Below are 21,136 nucleotides of genomic sequence, written 5' to 3' on the forward strand. Positions count from 1 at the left end.
TCGCGATAACGACTCGGAGCAGGAAAGCCCCGCCATGTTTCAGCGCATTCTAGTGGTATGTGTCGGCAACATATGCCGCAGCCCCGTGGCGGAGGCCATGCTGCGCCAGCGCCTGCCGGGTAGGCAGTTTTCTTCTGCCGGTTTGGGCGCGCTGGTAGGCAGTCAAATCGATGCCCACGCTCGCGTTCTTGCCGAGAGGGACGGGCTCGAGGTTGATAACCACCAGGCTCGCCAGCTAACCCGTGAGATGCTCGATCGCGCCGACCTGATACTAGTCATGAGTGACCAGCAGCGTCTGGCTGTCGCAGAGCTTTCCCCAGCCGCGCTTGGCAAAACGATGCGGCTAGGACAGTGGCTTGAAAATGGTCGGGGCAAGGATATCCCTGACCCGTATCGAAAAAGTGCGGAAACATTTCAGCACGTTCATCAGCTAATGGATCAGGCCGTACAAGCCTGGGCCTTGAAGCTGGCGTAACGCCGCCCCTGAATAGCCAAAATGGATGTAGCCAAAGCATGAGTGATGTGACGGCCCAGCGCCCTGTTGGAAACGATAGTGATGAAATCGATTTAGGCCGCCTATTCGGTCTGCTGCTGGACAAAAAGTGGTGGATCGTGGGAATCACCGGGATATTTGCCGCTATTGGCGTTCTCGTGGCCTTGAGCGCAACGCCTGTTTACCAAGGGGATGCGCTGGTACAAGTCGAAAAGCGATCGTCGATCAACCCGCTGGAGGGGTTGGGCGACATGCTGGGGCCGGAGAGTGAGTCCTCGACGTCTGCCGAAGTGCAGATTTTGCAGTCGCGCATGGTGCTAGGCCAAGTGGTCGATCGCATCTCGCTCGATACCGTGGTAACACCTAATACGCTCCCCCTTATTGGCGGCTTTATTCAGCGCCGCGGTATCAATCGGCCTGACTTTATGCAGGGGCACGCAAGTGTATGGGGTAACGAGAGTATCGATGTCGGCCGACTCGAAGTGGACGATGCCTACCGTGGTATGCCCTTCACCCTGAAAGTAGAAAACGAGTCTGCCAGCGAGTACTCGTTATGGTTAAGCGGCGAGCGTTTGGGTAATGGCCGGGTAGGCGAATTTAGCAGCTTCCTTGAGGGCGGCGTACAGGTGAGCGTGGTAGAGCTCTCTGCTGCTCCGGGCGCTGAATTCATCTTGACCAAAGTGGTTCGCTCCAATGCTATTAACCACTTGAGAGGTAATCTGAGCGTAAGCGAGCAGGGTGGCGGTGGACGTGGCGGCAGTACCGGCATCTTCAAACTCACTTTGAAGGGTGAAAATAGGCAGGCTATTCGCCGCTCTCTTAATGCAGTTATAGAAACGTTTTTGACCCAAAACGTCGAGCGGCAATCCGCCGAGGCCGAACAGCGCTTGGCGTTTTTGGAAGAGCAGTCGCCGGAGCTGCGCGAGCAGCTCAACTCCGCTGAAAACCGTCTCAACGAATACCGGGTCAACGCCGAAAGCGTTGATCTTAACAGCGAGTCTCAGGCAGCGATCAACCGCTACATCACGTTGGAGCAAAACCTCAACGAACTGGAGCTTCAGGAGGCGGAGCTGTCTCAGCGCTTCACTCCAAACCACCCGAGTTACCAAGCGCTTTTACGCCAAAAGCGACGCCTACAAAACGATTTGGATCAGTTGGACGAGCAGGTCAGCCAGCTTCCTGAAACCCAGCAGGAGATCGTTCGGCTAACGCGTGAAGTGGAAGTGACGCAAGCCATTTACGTTAACGTGTTGAACAAAACCCAGGAACTACAGATGACCCGCGCCGGGACCGTGGGCAACGTGCGTATCATCGATGACGCCCTCGTAGGCGGTGGCCCTATTGCGCCGAGAAAATCGCTCATCGTAATGGTCGCGACACTGCTTGGGGGAATGTTGGCCGTTGGGGGAGTGCTGGCGCTGGGACTCCTTCGCCGGGGAATAGAATCCGCCGAGCAGATCGAGCAAAGCGGATTGCCGGTATATGCAACGATCCCGCTATCGGAAGCGCAGCAGAATTTGGTACGTAAAGTAAAAGGTAAAAAAGATAAACGAAGCCATCAGGTCATCAGCGGCATTTTGGCCAAGCACGACCCTACCGATCTTTCCATAGAGGCGCTGCGCGGTCTTCGTACTAGCCTGCATTTCGCGATGATGGAAGCCAAAAATTCATGTTTGATGATCACCGGTTCGAGCCCCGGTATCGGTAAGAGTTTTATAGCGGTGAACCTGGCCGCCGTGTGCGCTCAGGCAGGGCAAAAGGTCCTCGTAATTGATGCGGACATGCGCAAGGGCCACATTCATCATGCATTTGGTGGGCAAAGCGCCGAAGGCCTTTCTGACGTACTTTCTGGTCGCAGTGGCTGGCAAACACAGGTGCGTGCAAGCCAGGTAGAGGGTCTGAGCTATATGTCTCGAGGCATCGCGCCGCCTAATCCCTCCGAGCTATTGATGAGCCAGCATTTCGCTCAGCTACTTAGTGAAGCCGAGCGGCAGTTTGATCTGGTGATCGTGGATACTCCGCCAGTACTGGCAGTGACCGACCCTGCCGTGGTGGGTAGTCATTGTGGTACGACCTTGTTATTGGCACGTTTTGAAATCAATACGTTGAAAGAGCTACAACACGCAGCTCGTCGACTGGAAGCGGCAGGCGTGGTGGTGAAAGGCGCCATTTTGAATGCCATGGAGAAAAAGGCGGCCAACAGTTACGGCTATGGCTACTACCAGTACAGCTATAAATCAGTCAACGAGTAAACCTGCGCTCGAACGGCCTGACTAGTTTGAAGGCTCGAGTCAGGCCGTTCGGGTATCAATAATGCGCCTGGTTATCGCGCTGAGAGCCATAACGAATACCGCGCCTTTAATGGGCCCGCGGTGGGAAAGCGTAGCCAGGCACAGGGTACGGTTGGAGACGCGGGGTTACATACGGGTGATTTTTGCGCAGTAGCCTATCAGGAATGTGTTTTTTTCAAGACGTTGAACAAGGCTACGAGATAGTAGGTCGCTCTCCCATCAACCGGGTGTGGAAGTTTCATGAGTATTATCGATGGTATGGCGCTATTAATTGATGAATAGTCTAGCTCTGGGCAAGCTGCGCGTACGCGCGAGTAAATTCAGCAAAAGTAGTTTCGTGCGCAACGTTGTTGCCGTGGCAACGGGCATCGCAGCGGCTCAGGCCATTTCGCTTGCTTTTATGCCGTTTCTTACTCGGCTGTACGGCCCCGAGGCGTTTGGTGCGCTCGCCGCATTCACGGCAGTGATCAATATCATTTCACCCATTGCCACGCTTGGCTATGCCAATGCGATCGTGATGCCGCAAACCGAGGAGGGGGCTACGGCGGTCGCTCGGCTGTCACTCGTTTGTGCTTCTATCATGGCCCCGGTCGCGCTTGTGATCGTTTTGCTTTTTCGCGCACCGATTGCCCACTCGCTGGGGCTGGAAGCAGCACCGTACTTGTTGTATCTGATACCCGTGGCTTTACTGTTAAGTGCACTATTATCAGTGGCGAACCAGTCCGCGATTCGAGAGGGGCTTTTCAAGCAAAAGGCGCGCTCCTACGTAGCCAGTACGTTTTTAATGAATCTGGGGAAATTGGCCGGTGGTCTTTTAGCCCCTCACGGCTTGCTGCTGATTATTATCATGATAGGGGGCAAGGCGCTTAACTTCACCATGTTGCTTTCCCGCGTCCCCAAAAAAGGCGCTTTCGAGGTGCGCCGCTGGTTCGGACGTGCAGGTATTCGCAAGGCCGCGATCGAACAGCGTGATTTTGTGCTCTATCGCATGCCGCAAAGCATGATTAATGCAGCGTCTCTCGGACTTCCGGTGCTCGTCCTGACTTCCTTGTTCAGCGCTTCCATTGCCGGGCAATACTCCATCACCACATTGGTTCTCGGCGCGCCGATCATGCTGCTTGGGCAATCCGTGCTGGAGGTTTTTTTCCCCCGCGTCACAGAAGCCGTTCGTCGAAATCCCGCGAACGCGTTGCCGTTGATACAGCGTGCCACGCTTGGGATGGCGTGCATCGGGATTGTTCCCTTTGGTGTCATCGCTTTATGGGGGGACATCTTGCTTCCCTGGTTCTTTGGCGATGAATGGCTGCGTGCTGGTGAATACTCGCGTTGGGTTGCCTTATGGATGGCTAGCGTTTTAGCGACCCGACCCGCGGTCTCTTCAATGCCGGTATTGCGCATGCAGGGAACACTTCTCATTTATGAAGTCGCTATTACTGCTGCTCGGGTACTGTCGCTTTTCATTGGCGCCAATCTCGGGAACGACCTCGTCGCAGTAGCGGTTTTTGCGCTCGTTAATGTAGCAGGATACCTGGTGCTTCTCTTACTCGTTTTGAGAAAGGCAGCGGCAATAAAACGGAGAGGCAACGATGCTTACATCACTTAAAAGTAAAATACCCTTATCGATCAAGCAAAAATTGCAAGGCGTGCTGTCTGCACGACGCATGCAGCTTCCCGACGCGCCACGCTGCTTCGTCTTTTTGGCAGCGGACTATGGAAACATAGGCGATCTTGCGATCACGGCTGCGCAACAAAACTATCTTTCGCGGCACCTGCCCAACCATCAACTCGTATCGGTGCCCATTAGCGATACACGGGCAGTGATTCGCTCGATACGCAAACAAGCGGTCAAGGAAGACGTCGTCACGATCATCGGTGGCGGCAACATGGGGTCTTTGTATCCTGATATCGAAGCGTTGCGACAGCTGGTCATTCGTTCCTTTCCACGCAATCGGGTGGTGTGTTTCCCCCAGACGCTTGATTGGGATGACTCCGAGCAGTCTCAGCGTGCGGTCGACAGAATCGTGCGGGTATATTCGAGGCATCAAACCCTTTATCTACACGCGCGCGAAGCCGTGAGCTTTGAAAAACTCAAAAAGCTGTTTGCCGACCATAAAAAGCCGGCAGTGCGTTTTGTTCCCGATATCGTTCTCAGCGCGACGGCCGTCGATTTCGGGGTCAATAATAGTGTCGAGCCACGTGGAGCGCTGCTTTGTTTGCGAGACGATCGTGAGCGTTCGTTAGGCGATCATCAGCATCAAACGCTTTTGAAAGCTCTCACCGATGCAGGACTGGTGACCGAGGTAACCGATACCCATGCAGGTGGCTCGCGCCTTTCTTCAGAACGCTGTGCCGAATTACTGCAGGGAAAACTCAGTCAGTTTCAAAGTGCGCAGCTTGTGGTAACCGACCGCCTTCATGGCATGATCCTGGCCGCACTGGCGGGAACTCCGTGCCTGGTTTTACCCAACTCCAACCATAAGATTCGTCAAACCTGGACAGACTGGTTGCGTGATGTTCCTCAAGTACGCTTTTTAGAGCTTGGCGAGCTTTCCAATATCGACGGGATCGTTCAAGACGTTCTCGCCATCCCGCGTCGCGAGCCTGCACACCCAGTGATAGAACCCGCACATTATAACGATCTCCGTATGGCGGTTGCTGATTCATGATTTCTGACACCTCTCCACTGGTATCCATTATTGTTCCCGTTTTCAACGTTGAGTTTTATCTCGACGAATGCCTGGATTCGGTTCGTCGCCAAACCTACGGCCGCCTTGAAATCATCGTGGTAGAGGACTGCTCGACCGATGGATCGCTGGCCAAGCTCGATGCCCACCTTGAAGACGACCGCGTACGCGTGATTCAACACGACACGAATTCGGGGTTGTCGGCGGCACGAAATACCGGTATCGAAGCCGCCCAGGGTGAGTTTGTGCTGTTCGTGGATTCGGATGATGCGATCGCACCGGAACTGGTCGAGACATGCCTTGCTCGAGCGATCGAAACTGAGGCTGATGTGGTGATGTTCGATTTTGCTGTTTTCCATGACGGCGAACCGCTGCCGGGGAGCGACGGGCGTATCGATATGCATCAAGCACGCTCGCTTACCGAGGTCGAATACTTCAAACTTCCGCATTTTGCCTGGCTGAAGTTCATTCGAGCTGAGCTTCTGGATGATCCACGGTTACGGTTCCCGGTAGGGCATTACTACGAGGATTGGCCGTTTCATTGGGAACTGGGATTCTTGACCCGAAAAATCGAACGCATTCCCAATCGCTTTTATCAGTACCGGCAGCGCTCGGGTTCGATCACCGCCGCCGGGGATCGCAAGCTTTTGCACATCTTCTCGGCACACCGGCTAATTCTCGACATCGTTGAGCGCCACTCTGCCTCGGTGGGCGTTCGGCAACTACTGGCGACTAAAATTTACCGTGGCATCTGGTTTGTGGTGATGACGATTCAACATGACTTTCTGAAAGAGGCCTTGCTAGCCGCGCGCAATCACCTTGCCAGCACTCGAAAAGCGCGACAAAGCGCATCACCTGCGCCCAGGGTTAAAGTGCTGTTGGCCGCCCTTCGACTGCCTAAGCCTTTCGCCTATAGCTCTATTCGCTCCCTTCGTGCGGCGTTGTCCAGGCTTTCATCTTATCGCCGCAATGCCACGTCGTCTGCCTAGTCACCGAACGGGATATCACTGCTTTATGGCTCAGTACGTATTTATAAAATTTCGAGACCCGGCTGCATCGGGGAGCGCGCTTTCTCGACTTGAGAGCATCTGTGAGATGTTGACGCCCCATTCGCTTCAGGGACGCTGTAACCACATCGTCGCCGAGTGGCCGGGTAGCTCGGGCGGCTATTACGCCATTCAAAATAGCGATAGCGTAACCGATCAAGCTGCCGGGCAACTGACCATCGGGTGGGTAGCCTCTGATGAGGATGAAGAAGCGTCAATAGAGCGTCACAGCGTGCAGGCAGACGGTTCTTACGCGGTTATTCAGGCGAATACTCAGGAAGTATCTTTTTTTACTGATCAGTTCGGCTCTCGCACGCTTTGGTACTACATGGATGACGAAATGCTCGTCGTCTCCACTTCGCAGCGAGCGATCGTTCGATTCAAGGGCGCATTCGCTCCCAATCAAGCGGCCACCGGCTGGTTTCTTTCCTCCGGTTGCCAAGGCCCCTTCGCGGCCTGGGATGAAAAAATCGTACAGGTGAAACCTGGTCTTGAGTATGTTCTGGATGTGAGTCAATGGCAGATCGACGCTCGTCCAAAACCGGGCATTGCGCTGCCACAATCGGGTAAAGAGTCGTCTCAAAACTACCTGGACCAGTTCGAATCCCAGGTGATCGATACGATCAAAAAGATCGTGGGCTCCCATGAAGCTGGTGAGGTGTTGTTGCCTTTGTCCGGCGGTTTGGATAGCCGGCTGCTACTGGCGCTTTCACGAGAGGCCGGCGTGGCTTCCAACGTCGAGCTGGTTAACTGGGGCATCGAACAGCGAGACACGGTTTTCGATGACAAACGCGCAGCGCAGCGTATTGCCGATACCTACAGAAAACCGCTTTTGGATCGGTTTCTGCCTACGCAAGGCGGTGACTACGATGATGTGCTGGACAGATTTGTAGAAGCCTCGGAAGGCAGGATTGATCACTTTAATGCCTATACCGATGGCTTCTCCATGTGGGATGAGTTTTATCGCTCGGGTTTTCGTTGTGCGCTACGGGGAGACATTCCTTTTCCGACCGCCATCTATGCCGATCAGCTTTCTGCAAGGCAGCAACTGGGGTTTGCCACGTTCGAGGATTATGCGAACACACGGCATTTTTCAGCGCTCTTCGACCAACGCTCAGCGTCACTTGATGTCGCGTTGTTACCCGGAGAAACGCTGGTTCAATGGCGGGATCGCCTGTATGCCAGCTATCGCATCCCCATGGTGGTTTCGGCATTCACCGATCTAGTGAGTGGCCATGTTGAAAATTACTCTCCCATGATGAGCTGGTCGTTGTTCAAGGCGTACGTTGCGCTTCCCGACCATGCCAAGGGGGATAAAAAACACATTAGAACGCTTTGGAGAAAGCACGATCATAGCGGCGTGCCGTCGCATGCCGAGGGGTCTCTAGCGTCTCCGGTTTCGTTTTTTCAAAACACAACCGGACGTCGATTCATGAATGACTACCTGACGACGCTTCGCCAGAGTCAGCGCTTTCCCACCCCGGTGCTGGATATGGCATCCGCACCCTCCGAAGAGAACGATCAACAGACCCCCACACGATCAGCTAAATTGTTGCGAACGGGGCGTAGCTGGGTCTCCAGACACTTGCCGCGAAGCCTCAAAGCTTATCTCAAGGCCAAGCGACCTTATAGGCTATCGCCACAAACATTGGCTTACCGTTTGGTTCTCGTGGATAAAATTTTAAACATGTATGAGGCCGACGCAAAACAGGGAGCTGTCCAGCGCCCGAACGCTCAGGAAACCGCTCATTTGGCTCAGGGAAAATCGTGATGGCGTTAGCACGTGTACTGCATGTCGTCGGCCGCATGGACCGTGCGGGGGCAGAAACCATGGTGATGAACCTGTACCGTGAAATCGACCGCAGCCGGTTTCAGTTCGATTTCGTCTACTTCACCGATGAGCGCTGCGATTACGATGACGAAATAGAAGAGCTGGGCGGACGTATTCATCGAATCAACGCGACTAACCCAGTCTCCCGCTTTTGGAAACTCTATCGTTTGCTATGCAGCGGTGTCTGGAAGACGGTCCATTCACATACGCTTTTCAGCAGTGGCCTGCACTTGATGGCTGCTCGTATGGCCGGTGTACCTTGCCGGGTCGCACACTCTCACAATACGCAAGATGCCAATAGCGCAAGCCGGGCTGGCCGGCTTTATCAGCGTGTAGCCAGACGCCTCATTGTCATGTCGGCCACACGTTTCGTCTCCTGTGGCAGGGCGGCCTCGAATTATTTGTTTCCCGGTAGAGAGGACGTGGTGGTTATCCCGAATGCCGTCGATATCGAGCGGTTTTCACAGGCATCCGGTATAGCGGTGCGCAACGAGCTCAAAATTAATAGCGGGGAGATAGTGATCGTGCAGGTGGGACGCTTCATGCCCGTTAAAAATCATGAGCGTTCGATTCTCATTGCGAAGGCACTAAGGCAAAAAGGAGTGGATTTTCAGTTGCTCCTGGTTGGCACTGGACCTGAACAGGACCGTATTCGGGATCTGATCCTTGAACATCGTCTTGAAAGCCACGTACAAGTGCTCGGTTTGCGAACCGATATCCCCGAATTGATGGCGGCTGCAGACGTAATGCTAATGCCATCGCTACACGAAGGCTTCCCAGTAGTATTGGTCGAGGCTCAGGCGGCGGGATTGCCAGCAGTGGTTTCCAATGCTGTCTCGCCAGAAGTGGAATTGGGCATGGACATGGTGCGTTTTGTCGAGCTTGAGGCGGGAGATGCCGATTGGGCGCAGACAATACTGTCCGCGGCGACCGCGGACCATCCTGAAAAGCATGTACGCCACAGGATTCTGGAACAGGCAGGGTTTTCATCCGCGGCGGGTGCGCGCCGGCTCGAACAGGTATATAACGCTGCATGATTGCGTATTTGCTGCTACTGATATTCGTCACTATTAACACCTGCGTATGGCGGCGCGCAGGAAGCTCCGGTGTGCGTCGGCTGGGCCTTTTTTTTACCGGCACCGCACTGGTGTTATTCGCGGGGCTGCGTAATAGGCGAGTCGGTACGGATACCGGTACTTATATACGTCATTTTTACGAAAGCGATAGCTTTGATATCGTTATTGAGCGACAGGATACCGGCTACTACCTGCTGTCCTGGATTGCCAGAACGCTCTCCGAGTCCTACTCGATGCTGCTGGTCCTGATCGCGCTCATCGTTGTCAGTTGTTATCTAACAACTATTACACGCCTGGTGAAGCGTTACGAAACCGGGGTCTACCTTTTCGTAACCTTGGGCACCTACACCTTTTTTTTCAACGGCGCGCGTCAAGGTATTGCCGCAGCGATCTGTTTTCTTGCTATTCCATTTTTACTTGAGCGGCGCCTGTGGCCCTACATAGCGTTGGTGGCATTCGCTGCGCTGTTTCATAGAACCGCTCTGATTGCGTTGCCCCTTTACTGGCTAGCTACGACACAGGTGCGCTGGCAGCGGCTGGCCATTCTCGGATTCACTACCGTGATAGCGGTCGCTTTTTTGAGCGTATTTGTTGGGTTGGCATCGGAGCTTCTTAGTGACCGATTTTCTACCTATGCAGAAGCGGGAGAGGGGGGCGGCGAAGTCACGGTGGCTTTCCTGTTCGGACAAGGTGTCATGCTCTATATCTTTAAGCGCTATGTTCCCGATCCTAACGGATGGTACGCACGGTTGCTCAATATCTACTTGATTGGTCTGGTCCCGACGCTGGCCTCGACCCTGTCGAGCGTTAATCCATCGGGAGTACTGCGACTGCATTTGTATTTTAGCTCTATGTCGATACTTTTATGGCCCATGGTGTTTCAGCAGCTTGGCACCACAACGACGCGCATTCTTTTGGCGATGGGGTTTTTGTGCGTCACCGCTATGTACTTCGTCCTAACGACGTCCACGTTTAGCAATCTTTCTCCTTACTCCTTCAATATGGATATCTTTGCATGGTAGATAAAGCGCTGCCTCCAGTATCGATAGGGCTTCCTTTTTACAATTCAGAGCAGTTTCTGCTCGATGCCATCAAGTCGGTCTTTGCACAGACTCACCAGGAGTGGGAGCTTATCCTCGTCGACGATGGTTCTACCGATAAATCGCTCGATATCGCTCGTTCTATCGACGATCCGCGCGTTCGTGTCTACTCGGACGGAAAAAATAAAAGGCTGGCAACCAGGCTGAATGAAATCAATTCTCTAGCGAAATACGATATTGTCGCAAGAATGGATGCAGACGATCTCATGGATACGGATCGTATCCGAAAGCAGCTCGAATGTTTAATGGAACACCCTGAGCTTGATCTGGTGGGAACGGGCGTATGTTCATTGACCGATGACGGGAAGCCTGTCGGTATTCGCTGTGTTTCTCCAAACCACCATATAACAGAAAAGGCGCTTTTAGCGGGGCAGGCGGGTATCGTTCATGCATCGATTCTCGGCCGTAAAGAGTGGTTTATGCGAAACCGATACCGAGAAGATCTCCCCAAGTCGCAGGATACCAATCTATGGATACGCTCATTTTCGCAAGATGATTTAAACATCGCTATCATTCCCGAGCCTCTTTATTACTATCGGGAGGATGGCAATGTCACCGCCAATAAGTTATTGCTTGCCTATCGGGTAGGGCGTATCTCAATACGTGAAGATGCCAAGGGGCGGTTTACGAACAGGGTGCGTACTAAAGGGCTAATGGCACTGTATGCCAAGTCAAGCGCTGTGACGTTGCTGAACTGGTTGGGAAAGATGGACGTCATTCGGCGCCGGCGAAATCAGCAGGGCATTGAAGCAGCAGAAAAAGCGAAAGTCCTGGGTGAAATTCAGACCGTTCAAGCGTTGCAACTTCCTGTCAATCAAGCGCACATGGCCGAAAAATCATGAAGCGTCTCTGTTTGGTGGTGACGGACGCGATATCATTTAACGTACTGTATCGTGGGCAGCTCGAACATTTGAAGGCGCAAGGCTTTCAGCTCACGCTTTTATGCGGCGGGTCCGCCGATGAAATCGAGCTGCTTCGGCGGCGTGACGTTGGGAAGGTCGTGCCTATCAAAATGGTGCGCCCTCCGCGGATAGGAGCAGATTTGGCCGCTCTGCTCCAACTGCTGTTTCATTTTTTACGCTTTCGTTACGACATGGTTCTCGTGGCCACTCCCAAAGCAATTCTGCTTGGCTCGATAACGGCTTGGTTGACGCGTCAATCTCGACGCGTGGTGTTTTTCAAGGGCCGGGTATATGAGAATTTTTCGGGTTTTTCCCGATCGCTGTATTTAACCTTCGACCGTATCGCCGTATTTTGCGCCCACGAGGTGCTTTTCGTATCGCGCTCCTTGATGGCCGAGTACCGCCATGCGGGTGACTTTTTCACCCGCAAGGGGCGCGTCTTGGGTGGCGGCTCCAGCAACGGTGTGAATGCTGATCATTTTGATCCAGAAAACGTTAGTAATGATAAATTGGAGGAACTAAAAAAATCGCTCGGCATTGAGCCAGATGCGTTCGTTGTACTCACGGTTGGCCGTATTTCGATGGAGAAAGGGCTGGCCGAAATGGAGGCGTTAACAAAACGCGCCGCGCAGTCGACCGAGAATATCCGCTTTGTGATGGTCGGGCCCGTCGAGGCGGGCTGTGAGTCAGTGTTAACGCGTATCCAAACCATCGGTAATGTGAGCCATGTAGGATTCACAGACGATGTTTCTGCGTATTTTGCCATCGCGAACGTACATCTGTTTCTTACGCACCGAGAAGGGTTTGGCAATGTCGCTATCGAAGCGGCGGTCATGGGCGTCCCTACGATTGGTTTCGATGTGGTAGGCGTGCGCGATAGCGTTGCAGAGGGCGTAAGCGGAGTGCGTGTTCCTTTTGGTGACGTTGAAACTGTTTGGCAACACATTGAACGCATGCGGCGTAATCCAAAAGAGACCGAGCAAATTTACTCGAACGCACGTCAGTGGGCATTGGAAAACTTCGACCAGAATCACGTTTGGGAGTTGTTCGAACGCTACTGTGCGCGTTGATCCGAGGCCGTCGTTCGGCTGATCAGTGGCTGTGCAAGCGAAAAGGCGTATGGCATCAAATCACTATCTTTAAAGCCGTTTTAAGAGCCGTAACTTTGCTCGATTTCGTTCGGATCGTGTTACGCAGGGCGACGCTTGCAACGAATAGCCGCGTTGGCAAATTATCATCTTCATTTATATATACGTTGGATTTACCAATGAAACGACTATTTGATTTTCTAGTGTCTCTGCTCGCCCTGAGCTTGCTTTCTCCCGTGCTTTTGGTAGTGGCGTTGCTCGTTCGTAGCAAACTTGGTTCCCCCATCCTGTTTCGCCAGATTCGTCCGGGCCTCCATGGAAAACCGTTTGAGATGGTTAAATTCCGTACCATGAAGGATGCATATGATGCTCAAGGTCACCCGCTACCAGATGATCAGCGCCTCACCCGCTTTGGTAATTTTCTACGTGCCACTAGTCTGGACGAGCTGCCGGAGCTTTGGAATGTGCTTAAGGGCGATATGAGTCTGGTCGGTCCTCGGCCGCTTTTAATGGAGTATTTGCCGCTTTACAGCGCCGAGCAATACCGGCGTCATGAAGCGCGACCCGGCGTAACCGGTTGGGCACAGATTAACGGCCGTAACGCTATCTCCTGGGACGACAAGTTCAAGCTGGACGTGTGGTATGTAGAAAACCACTCTCTTTGGCTCGATTTGAAAATTCTGATGCTTACTGTGAAAAAGGTGCTGGTGAGGGATGGCATCAGCGCAGAAGGTGAAGCGACCATGACCAAATTCACGGGAAGTGGCAAATGAAGCGCTTGGCCGTTTTGGGCGCCAGCGGTCACGGTAAGGTCGTTGCGGAGACGGCGTCTCTATGCGGCTGGCAGCACATACTCTTCTTCGATGATGCCTGGCCGAGCTTGCAAAGTAACGGTCTTTGGCCCGTTATTGGCGATACCCGGGCATTATTGGAGCAGTTGCACGATTTCGATGGCGTCATCGTAGGTATCGGCAATAATCACGTGCGGTTGAAAAAAACGCGAGACCTCAAGGCCCTCGATGCTCCCTTGATAACGCTCGTCCACCCCTCGGCTTATGTCAGTAGCACTGTGGCATTGGGTGCAGGTAGCGTCATATTTGCAGGAGCCGTTATACAAATCGATAGTCGTGTGGGCGAGGCGTGCGTGGTTAACACGCGAGCCAGTATTGATCACGACTGCCTCCTGCACGACGGCTCACACGTGTGCCCTGGCGCTTCATTGGCCGGCGCTGTCACGGTTGGCGAAGCCAGCTGGATAGGCATTGGCGCAAGCGTGATACAGCTGTTGAATATTGGCCATAACGTTACCGTAGGAGCAGGGGCCGTCGTTGTCTCTGAAATTTCAAATGGTCAAACGGTAATTGGCGTGCCTGCGCGACCCGTGATTCGATGAGTCGCTCTGCCCCTTCATTTAATTATTTTAAAATCAGGTGATCGCATGCTAAGTGGCCCTTTTTCTCCATGGCCCTCCTTTTCCGAGGAAGAGTCTCAAGCGGTGCAGCGCGTCCTGCTCTCCAACCGTGTTAACTACTGGACAGGCCAGGAAGGTCGTCAGTTCGAACGTGAGTTCGCTCAGTTTGCCAACTGTGGATACGCGATTGCAGTTTCCAATGGCACGACAGCCCTGGATTTGGCATTAAAGGGATTAAGTATTGGTGAGGGAGAAGGGCGAGGTAAGGATGAGGTAATTACCACATCGCGTACTTTCCTGGCGACGGCTTCCAGTATCGTTACCGCGGGCGCGGTTCCGGTTTTTGCCGACGTGGACCATGATTCACAGAATGTTACCGCGATGTCCATCGCCGAAAAGATCACGCCCAATACACGCGCGATCATCGCCGTTCATTTGGCGGGCTGGCCCTGTGACATGGAGTCCATCATGGCCCTGGCTAACGAGCACGGTTTGCACGTTATCGAGGATTGCGCCCAGGCTCATGGCGCCACGTTCAAAGGCCAGAGCGTCGGTAGCTTTGGCCACGTCGGCTGCTGGTCGTTTTGTCAGGATAAAATCATGACGACCGGTGGTGAAGGCGGCATGGTCACCACCAACGACGAAGCGCTTTGGCGAAAAATGTGGGCCTATAAGGATCATGGGAAAAGTTGGGAAGCGGTTTACGAACGTGAGCACCCGCCCGGCTTTCGTTGGCTACATGAAAGCTTTGGAACCAACTGGCGGCTGCCGGAAATGCAGTCCGCTATCGGCCGTATCCAACTGACCTCCATGCCGGAGTGGAAAGCGGCTCGCCAAGCCAATGCCCAGCGGATCTGGCAAACCGCTAGTGAGTGCGATGGGCTACGCGTGCCTTTGGTGCCCGAGTACATCGAGCACGCCGCCTACAAGTGCTACGTATTCGTCGAACCCTCTCAACTCCAACAGGATTGGGACCGTGATCGCATCATGAATGAAATCGTGGATCGCGGTGTGCCATGTTTTTCCGGTTCCTGCTCTGAAGTCTATTTGGAAAAGGCGTTCGACGGTACAGGCTGGCGGCCTGAAGAACCGCTAACTGTCGCCAAGGAACTGGGGGAAACCAGCTTGATGTTTTTGTGCCACCCTACGTTGACGGAGAGGGAAATTCAAAAAACCTGTGACGCGATTAGCGAAGTAATGAGCCTTGCCACTCAAAAGGGAGCCAACCCATGACTATCCTTGTAACCGGTGGGGCGGGATATATTGGTTCACACACAGCGTTGGCTCTCCTCGAAGCCGGGTACTCTGTCGTCGTACTGGATAATCTTGCCAACGCTTCACGTGAGTCACTCGCTCGAGTAGGAGCGCTCGCCGAAAGGACGCTTACGTTTGTGGAGGGAGATATCCGCGATAGGGGGGGGTTGGATCGCCTCCTGAACGAGCACGAATTTAGCGCAGTCATCCATTTTGCCGGTCTAAAGGCCGTGGGCGAAAGCGTGAGTCAGCCGCTCGGCTATTACGAAAACAACGTTTCCGGAACCGTAACGCTTTGTCAGGCCATGCAGGCCGCGGGTGTTTTTAAGCTTGTATTCAGTTCGTCAGCGACGGTATACGGGGACGAGCATCCCATGCCGCTACATGAAGGGCTTCCTACCGGTAAGCCTACCAATCCGTATGGTCGATCAAAGCTCATGGTTGAAGAAGTCCTTCAGGACCTTGCACACTCTGATACGCGTTGGTCGATCGCGCGCTTGCGTTATTTCAATCCGGTAGGCGCGCACGAAAGCGGTCAAATAGGCGAAGACCCTCAGGGGATTCCAAACAACTTATTGCCTTATGTTGCCCAGGTCGCGGTTGGGCGCCGCGACTGTTTAGCCGTTTACGGCAATGATTACGCTACTCCGGATGGGACCGGTGTACGCGATTATATTCATGTCATGGACTTGGCAGAGGGGCATCTGTGTGCACTGAACACGTTACTGAATAACAAGAATGATTGCTATACGTGGAACCTGGGGACAGGCCAGGGATATTCGGTGTTGGAAGTTATCGATGCTTTTGAACGCGCATCGGGGGTAACTATTCCTTATCGTATTGAATCCAGGCGGCCCGGTGACGTTGCGACTTGCTGGTCGGATCCCACCTTGGCAGAGCGTGAATTGGTATGGAAAGCCAAACGTGATTTAACCACGATGATGGTCGATACCTGGCGCTGGCAGCAGAGAAATCCCCAAGGGTATCGTTAGTGCAGCGGGTTAATAAGCGTCAAGTCTGCGCTTATCATAAAGGAAGTGCCATGTGCTTTTTAATAAGTCAGTGAGCGTGGAAGCTTTTTTGCTTTTATTGTTTAGCACCATGGATCTGCCCGCCAAAAATTACATATCTAATAAGTCAAGGTAGGTCCTGATAACTAGAAGTTTGTTGTGGTAGGCGTGGGTTTTCTAGTATTTCACCACGCGCTCTTTTACTTATGCTTGCATGAGCTTGAATTAGTGTTTTGCCACACTTTTTGAAAAAAAGAGTGAAAGCGTTGGTGATGTGAAATCGAAAGCTCTAAAGAGCTGTAGTGCTCGTGTAGCTGGCGGTTTAGTATTGCCGTATTGGTGAGATATTACTATCTCATTACTCTCATGCTCATTGAAAGGAAGCGTCCGTGCCTAATATTGATAACGTCCATCTGGGGGTCATTGGTCTTGGTTATGTGGGCCTGCCATTGGCCGTCGAGTTTGGTAAAGTCTTACCCACAGTAGGGTTCGATATCAATAAGGGGCGCGTTACTGAGCTGCGCGATGGCATAGACCATACTCTGGAGGTCGAGCCCGCGCTGATGGCGAAAGCCAAGCAGCTTAGCTTTGCCAGCGAGCTCGAAGCACTGCGCGCGTGTAACGTCTATATCGTGACCGTGCCCACGCCGATCGATGCCAGCCGTCAGCCCGACCTCACCCCGCTGATTAAAGCCAGCGAAACGATAGGTCAGGTGATTTCCAAAGGCGACGTGGTGATTTACGAAAGCACTGTGTATCCCGGGGCCACGGAAGAGAAGTGTATTCCTGTCGTCGAGCGGGTGTCCGGGTTGGTGTACAACCAGGATTTCTTTGCGGGCTATAGCCCGGAAAGGATCAATCCGGGTGACAAGGAGCACCGCGTTACCACCATTAAAAAAGTCACCTCGGGCTCTACGGCCGAAACCGGAGAGTTCGTCGATGCGCTTTATCGTAAGGTCATCGTGGCTGGAACGCATCTGGCCAGCAGTATTCGGGTCGCCGAGGCCGCCAAGGTGATCGAAAACACGCAGCGCGACATCAATATTGCCTTGATCAACGAGCTAGCGCTGATCTTTAATCGACTGGATATCGATACCGAAGAGGTCTTACAAGCGGCAGGTACGAAGTGGAATTTTCTTCCATTTCGTCCGGGGCTGGTGGGAGGACACTGTATTGGTGTGGATCCCTACTACCTCACGCACAAGGCCCAGCAAGTCGGCTATCATCCGGAAATGATTCTGGCAGGGCGCCGTTTGAACGATGCCATGGGCGCCTATGTAGCGGGTCAGTTGGTCAAGCAAATGATCAAGCGGCGTATTCACGTTGAAGGCTCGCGCGTTCTGGTACTGGGGTTGACCTTTAAAGAGAACTGCCCTGACCTTCGCAACACGCGTGTCGTCGATATTCTAGCCGAGCTGGCCGATTACGGCGTCTGCGTCGATGTGTATGATCCTCAGGTCAGTAAAGCGGAAGCCGAAGCTGAATACGGTATTACTCCCGTCGAGAGCCCCAAGGCGGGTGCTTATGATGCGATGATACTGGCCGTTGCGCACCGGGAGTTTTGTGAGCTGGGCGCGCAGGGTATTCGTGTCTGGGGTAAGCCTGAGCATGTACTTTACGATTTAAAATACGTGCTGCCGAAACATGACGCCGACCTGCGACTGTAAGTCGAGCGCTTCGATGTAAAACGATCTCACCACGTATCAAGGAATGCAATGAGTCGAATTTTATCGCTCCAGGCCGAGCTGAAGGCCACTCCTCGTACCTGGCTTGTGACCGGTTGTGCCGGTTTCATTGGCAGTAATCTAATCGAAGCGCTTTTGAAACTCGATCAACGCGTGGTGGGATTGGATAACTTCGCCACCGGTTTTCAGGCCAATCTGGATGAGGTGCGTTCTCTGGTAAGCGCCGAGCAGTGGGCACGCTTTAGCTTTATCGAAGGAGACATTCGCGATCCCGATACCTGCCGCGCGGCCATGCAGGTCGATGGGCAGTCGGTCGATCACGTATTACATCAGGCCGCGCTTGGCTCCGTGCCGCGCTCGATTGAGGACCCGATCGCGACCAACGCTGCTAACATCACGGGCCATCTGAACATGTTGGTGGCGGCCAAGGACGCCGAAGTAAGAAGTTTTGTATATGCAGCCTCGAGCTCTACCTATGGCGATCATCCAGCGCTACCCAAGGTGGAAGAGTGCATAGGCAAGCCGCTATCGCCGTATGCTGTCACCAAGGTAGTGAACGAGATGTATGCTGATGTGTTCGCTCGCACCTACAATTTTAAAGCCACCGGTCTGCGCTACTTCAACGTTTTTGGAAAACGGCAAAATCCCAATGGAGCCTATGCAGCGGTCATTCCCAAGTGGGCCGGCGCCATGCTGCAGGATGAAACGCTTTTCATTAACGGCGATGGCGAAACCAGCCGAGATTTCTGCTATATCGCTAACGCCGTGCAGGCCAACCTGCTGGCGGCAACCGCGGAAGACGTAGCGCAGGGCGAGGTGTATAACGTAGCCGTGAGTGGTCGTACAACGCTAAACCAATTGTTCGAATACTTGCGCAACGGGCTGGCTGAGCAGGGTGTCAGTTATACAGAAGACCCGACATATCGGGATTTCCGAGCAGGTGACGTGCGCCATTCTCAAGCGGATATCACCAAGGCAGCTCGCTTGTTGGGCTATGCGCCCAGCCACACCATCGTCGACGGTATTGGCGAAGCCATGCCCTGGTATCTGAACTATTTTCGGCAGTAAAGTGCCATAGCGACTTAAATTGCTTGAAAGTATCGAAGACCATCTGTTTGAAGCTCGCAGCGGTGGGGCCCTTTGAATAGAAAGCGCCAATGAAGGCTGCCATGTACGATTTAATAAAAAGCCTTACGCCGCCGCTTTTAATGCCCTTGCCGATAAGCATGGCCTTGCTGTTCTTGGGGTTAGGGTTGGTTTGGCTAAAACGTTTGTACTCGGGGCGTGCGCTATCTGCTCTGGGGCTGACGGTTCTACTCTTGGCTAGCTGGGCACCGATTGCAGAGCGCTTGTTGGCGCCGATCGAAACGCGCTACCCGGCGCTTTTGGATGTCGCTGACGTAGAGGCGCCTGCTGCGATAGTGGTGCTGGGCGGAGGCTGGCAGCCGCAGGCGCTTGTTTCCAGCGTAGCCAAACTGAGTGAAAGCTCAGCGCTTCGCCTAATGGAAGGCATACGGTTATGGCGTGAATTACAGGATGTGCCGCTAGTCGTGTCAGGGGCCGCCCGTGATACTTCGATAGCGCCAGTAGCTCGGGGTTATCTCGAAGCCGCGCATGCATTGGGCGTGCCACGGCAATCCATACGCGTACTGGATTGGCCAACCGATACCGGCCAGGAAGCCCGAGCGGTTCGTGATTTAGTAGGGGAGGGCGCACCAGTCATACTGGTCACCTCTGCTTCCCATATGCCGCGTGCCATGCGCCACTTTCAAGCGGTAGGGCTTTTACCTGTCGCTGCCCCGACCCATTTTTTAACGCAGTTCGAGTCGCCTCATAGCGTTCGCTACTGGATTCCTTCGGCGAGCCAGCTACACAAAACCGAACGGGCGCTGTACGAGACGCTGGGGCTTTTAATGGTCGATGTTGAGCATTAGCCATCTCTTCCAACGCTAACAAGCTCCCATGTGTTTAAAACTGATGATGCTGCGAAACACTTCCCTGATTTTTTTCGGCACTAGCTTTTTAATCGCTGCGCCGCTGCTCATACCCAATGGCGGATGGTTAGCGTTGGGCGCGCTAGCCGTTTTAGGTGGTTTTGAATTAGTCAGCGGGCGTTTTAAAAAAGCCACCAGGCTGGCTCGATATCTCGTCCTGTTACCCATTTTTTGTGCGGCAGCCACCCTGCTGGCTTGTGCTGTGCAAGGGCCGCAGACGTGGCAGGACGAATGGCCTCGGCTCCTTGTTTTACTGCTGAGCGTGTTAACGGTTTGTGCCTTGCCCAAGCTTTATGTAAGCGCCGCGAACGTTTTTGTGGCGTTCGCCGTGACCGGAGCCGCTGTGGGTGCGTGGGCATTATGGCAGTTCGCAGGTCAGGGCGTTGAGCGGGCAAGTGGACAGGCGCCTTTTCACGCTATTCTGTTTGGCAACTTTTCGCTCGCGGCGGGGGTTGTCTGTTTGGCTGGGTTGCCCTGGGCATGGCAGCAGCCTAAACGCTGGGGCTGGGTAATGCTAGTAGCAGCAGGAGCGTTGGGAGGGCTTGACGCTTCTCTGCTTTCCGGTACGCGGGGTGGCTGGCTGGCGCTGCCGTTGACAGTGTGGATGCTCTATCGCGCTTATGCCCGGCAGTGGCCCTTGCGCTTGCGCGGGGGGATCTCGGTCGTGATCGCCGTGCTGGTCATTGGGCTTTACGCGCTGCCCCAGACCGGTGTACAGCAGCGGGTGAACAGCGCGATGAGTGAAAGCCTTGATTACCTGAATGGCGAGGCGCACGGATCGATCGGCGTTCGTCTCGAGCTCTATCGAGTCACTCTGCAGTTGATTGCCGAGCGGCCGTGGTCGGGGTATCGCCTTCAGGAGTATCGCAATGTTTTGAAAACGCTCAATGAGCAGGGTCGTGTAAGTACTGGTGTCGCCGAGCACTGGCATGCTCACAACGATATTCTGAATGCCTGGTTACGCTATGGTGCGTTGGGGGGGCTGGCGACATTATTGCTGTACGTGGCGCCGCTTTGGTTTTTTGCGCGGCGGCTACACGGGGGATGCCCGGATCGGGATCCACTAGCGCTAGCAGGCTGTCTACTGGCGCTACTATTTTTTGATTTTGGCTTGAGCTATGCCTTCTTCGCCTATCCGATAGTACTGGCCGCCTATTGGGTTTGGTTGGTGGTGTGCGTGGCAGCCGTTGTAAACCGTCATGCACATTCTAAAGAGCCTTTCAAAACGTCTTTGAAAACAACTGCCGAATAATACGTCATTTTTTTAACCT

General features: G+C 53.7%; 18 protein-coding genes. All 18 read left to right on the plus strand.

The features are described from left to right. Positions 1–34: 34 nt before the first annotated feature. The gene (locus RN347_RS03255) at positions 35–475 is read left to right on the plus strand and encodes a low molecular weight protein-tyrosine-phosphatase (protein WP_263585019.1); all 441 of its coding nucleotides are present in this window, start codon (positions 35–37) and stop codon (positions 473–475) included. A gap of 38 nt (positions 476–513) precedes the next feature. After that, entirely contained in the window at positions 514–2,745 is a 2,232-nt protein-coding gene (locus RN347_RS03260; RefSeq protein ID WP_311960165.1) for a polysaccharide biosynthesis tyrosine autokinase, read from the plus strand. 313 nt (positions 2,746–3,058) lie between these two features. Beyond that, positions 3,059–4,387 carry a lipopolysaccharide biosynthesis protein gene (locus RN347_RS03265; protein ID WP_263585017.1) on the plus strand — a complete coding sequence of 443 codons (1,329 nt, stop codon included), beginning with the start codon at positions 3,059–3,061 and terminating at the stop codon, positions 4,385–4,387. Further along, positions 4,371–5,450 (plus strand): polysaccharide pyruvyl transferase family protein, encoded by a 1,080-nt coding sequence (locus RN347_RS03270; RefSeq protein ID WP_311960166.1) that lies wholly within the window; start codon positions 4,371–4,373, stop codon positions 5,448–5,450. The genes RN347_RS03265 and RN347_RS03270 overlap by 17 nt, the downstream gene beginning before the upstream one ends. After that, positions 5,447–6,457 (plus strand): glycosyltransferase family 2 protein, encoded by a 1,011-nt coding sequence (locus RN347_RS03275; RefSeq protein WP_311960167.1) that lies wholly within the window; start codon positions 5,447–5,449, stop codon positions 6,455–6,457. Before RN347_RS03270 ends, RN347_RS03275 begins: the two co-directional genes overlap by 4 nt. Before the next feature lie 25 nt (positions 6,458–6,482). After that, the gene (locus tag RN347_RS03280; RefSeq protein WP_263585014.1) at positions 6,483–8,285 is read left to right on the plus strand and encodes a hypothetical protein; all 1,803 of its coding nucleotides are present in this window, start codon (positions 6,483–6,485) and stop codon (positions 8,283–8,285) included. After that, complete coding sequence (locus tag RN347_RS03285) at positions 8,285–9,382, plus strand: glycosyltransferase family 1 protein (RefSeq protein WP_311960168.1); 1,098 nt, start codon at positions 8,285–8,287, stop codon at positions 9,380–9,382. Before RN347_RS03280 ends, RN347_RS03285 begins: the two co-directional genes overlap by 1 nt. Further along, the gene (locus RN347_RS03290) at positions 9,379–10,443 is read left to right on the plus strand and encodes an EpsG family protein (protein WP_252109657.1); all 1,065 of its coding nucleotides are present in this window, start codon (positions 9,379–9,381) and stop codon (positions 10,441–10,443) included. The genes RN347_RS03285 and RN347_RS03290 overlap by 4 nt, the downstream gene beginning before the upstream one ends. Further along, positions 10,437–11,363 carry a glycosyltransferase gene (locus tag RN347_RS03295; RefSeq protein WP_311960169.1) on the plus strand — a complete coding sequence of 309 codons (927 nt, stop codon included), beginning with the start codon at positions 10,437–10,439 and terminating at the stop codon, positions 11,361–11,363. The genes RN347_RS03290 and RN347_RS03295 overlap by 7 nt, the downstream gene beginning before the upstream one ends. After that, a complete protein-coding gene (locus tag RN347_RS03300; protein ID WP_311960170.1) occupies positions 11,360–12,493 on the plus strand; it encodes a glycosyltransferase in 1,134 nt (377 codons plus the stop codon). Before RN347_RS03295 ends, RN347_RS03300 begins: the two co-directional genes overlap by 4 nt. A 197-nt stretch (positions 12,494–12,690) precedes the next feature. Continuing rightward, complete coding sequence (locus tag RN347_RS03305; RefSeq protein ID WP_263585009.1) at positions 12,691–13,284, plus strand: sugar transferase; 594 nt, start codon at positions 12,691–12,693, stop codon at positions 13,282–13,284. Continuing rightward, entirely contained in the window at positions 13,281–13,904 is a 624-nt protein-coding gene (locus tag RN347_RS03310; RefSeq protein ID WP_263585008.1) for an acetyltransferase, read from the plus strand. Before RN347_RS03305 ends, RN347_RS03310 begins: the two co-directional genes overlap by 4 nt. A gap of 45 nt (positions 13,905–13,949) precedes the next feature. After that, positions 13,950–15,155: a DegT/DnrJ/EryC1/StrS aminotransferase family protein gene (locus RN347_RS03315; RefSeq protein ID WP_311960171.1), complete on the plus strand. Its 1,206-nt coding sequence runs from the start codon at positions 13,950–13,952 to the stop codon at positions 15,153–15,155. Further along, entirely contained in the window at positions 15,152–16,168 is a 1,017-nt protein-coding gene (galE, locus tag RN347_RS03320) for a UDP-glucose 4-epimerase GalE (RefSeq protein ID WP_311960172.1), read from the plus strand. Before RN347_RS03315 ends, galE begins: the two co-directional genes overlap by 4 nt. A gap of 407 nt (positions 16,169–16,575) precedes the next feature. After that, positions 16,576–17,853 carry a Vi polysaccharide biosynthesis UDP-N-acetylglucosamine C-6 dehydrogenase TviB gene (tviB, locus tag RN347_RS03325; protein WP_311960173.1) on the plus strand — a complete coding sequence of 426 codons (1,278 nt, stop codon included), beginning with the start codon at positions 16,576–16,578 and terminating at the stop codon, positions 17,851–17,853. 48 nt (positions 17,854–17,901) lie between these two features. Then, a complete protein-coding gene (locus RN347_RS03330; protein WP_311960174.1) occupies positions 17,902–18,939 on the plus strand; it encodes an NAD-dependent epimerase/dehydratase family protein in 1,038 nt (345 codons plus the stop codon). A gap of 101 nt (positions 18,940–19,040) precedes the next feature. Further along, entirely contained in the window at positions 19,041–19,805 is a 765-nt protein-coding gene (locus RN347_RS03335; RefSeq protein WP_311960175.1) for an ElyC/SanA/YdcF family protein, read from the plus strand. A gap of 28 nt (positions 19,806–19,833) precedes the next feature. Beyond that, positions 19,834–21,117: an O-antigen ligase family protein gene (locus tag RN347_RS03340; RefSeq protein WP_311960176.1), complete on the plus strand. Its 1,284-nt coding sequence runs from the start codon at positions 19,834–19,836 to the stop codon at positions 21,115–21,117. Positions 21,118–21,136: the final 19 nt, after the last annotated feature.

Source organism: Halomonas sp. PAMB 3264 (assembly GCF_031954245.1).
Classification (GTDB): Bacteria; Pseudomonadota; Gammaproteobacteria; order Pseudomonadales; family Halomonadaceae; genus Vreelandella.

Excerpts from the sequence above, each read along its gene's own strand:
- RN347_RS03255 (WP_263585019.1), top strand. The coding sequence starts at position 35 with ATGTTTCAGCGCATTCTAGTGGTATGTGTCGGCAACATATGCCGCAGC.
- RN347_RS03260 (WP_311960165.1), top strand. The coding sequence starts at position 514 with ATGAGTGATGTGACGGCCCAGCGCCCTGTTGGAAACGATAGTGATGAA.
- RN347_RS03265 (WP_263585017.1), top strand. The coding sequence starts at position 3,059 with ATGAATAGTCTAGCTCTGGGCAAGCTGCGCGTACGCGCGAGTAAATTC.
- RN347_RS03270 (WP_311960166.1), top strand. The coding sequence starts at position 4,371 with ATGCTTACATCACTTAAAAGTAAAATACCCTTATCGATCAAGCAAAAA.
- RN347_RS03275 (WP_311960167.1), top strand. The coding sequence starts at position 5,447 with ATGATTTCTGACACCTCTCCACTGGTATCCATTATTGTTCCCGTTTTC.
- RN347_RS03280 (WP_263585014.1), top strand. The coding sequence starts at position 6,483 with ATGGCTCAGTACGTATTTATAAAATTTCGAGACCCGGCTGCATCGGGG.
- RN347_RS03285 (WP_311960168.1), top strand. The coding sequence starts at position 8,285 with ATGGCGTTAGCACGTGTACTGCATGTCGTCGGCCGCATGGACCGTGCG.
- RN347_RS03290 (WP_252109657.1), top strand. The coding sequence starts at position 9,379 with ATGATTGCGTATTTGCTGCTACTGATATTCGTCACTATTAACACCTGC.
- RN347_RS03295 (WP_311960169.1), top strand. The coding sequence starts at position 10,437 with ATGGTAGATAAAGCGCTGCCTCCAGTATCGATAGGGCTTCCTTTTTAC.
- RN347_RS03300 (WP_311960170.1), top strand. The coding sequence starts at position 11,360 with ATGAAGCGTCTCTGTTTGGTGGTGACGGACGCGATATCATTTAACGTA.
- RN347_RS03305 (WP_263585009.1), top strand. The coding sequence starts at position 12,691 with ATGAAACGACTATTTGATTTTCTAGTGTCTCTGCTCGCCCTGAGCTTG.
- RN347_RS03310 (WP_263585008.1), top strand. The coding sequence starts at position 13,281 with ATGAAGCGCTTGGCCGTTTTGGGCGCCAGCGGTCACGGTAAGGTCGTT.
- RN347_RS03315 (WP_311960171.1), top strand. The coding sequence starts at position 13,950 with ATGCTAAGTGGCCCTTTTTCTCCATGGCCCTCCTTTTCCGAGGAAGAG.
- galE (WP_311960172.1), top strand. The coding sequence starts at position 15,152 with ATGACTATCCTTGTAACCGGTGGGGCGGGATATATTGGTTCACACACA.
- RN347_RS03330 (WP_311960174.1), top strand. The coding sequence starts at position 17,902 with ATGAGTCGAATTTTATCGCTCCAGGCCGAGCTGAAGGCCACTCCTCGT.
- RN347_RS03335 (WP_311960175.1), top strand. The coding sequence starts at position 19,041 with ATGTACGATTTAATAAAAAGCCTTACGCCGCCGCTTTTAATGCCCTTG.
- RN347_RS03340 (WP_311960176.1), top strand. The coding sequence starts at position 19,834 with ATGTGTTTAAAACTGATGATGCTGCGAAACACTTCCCTGATTTTTTTC.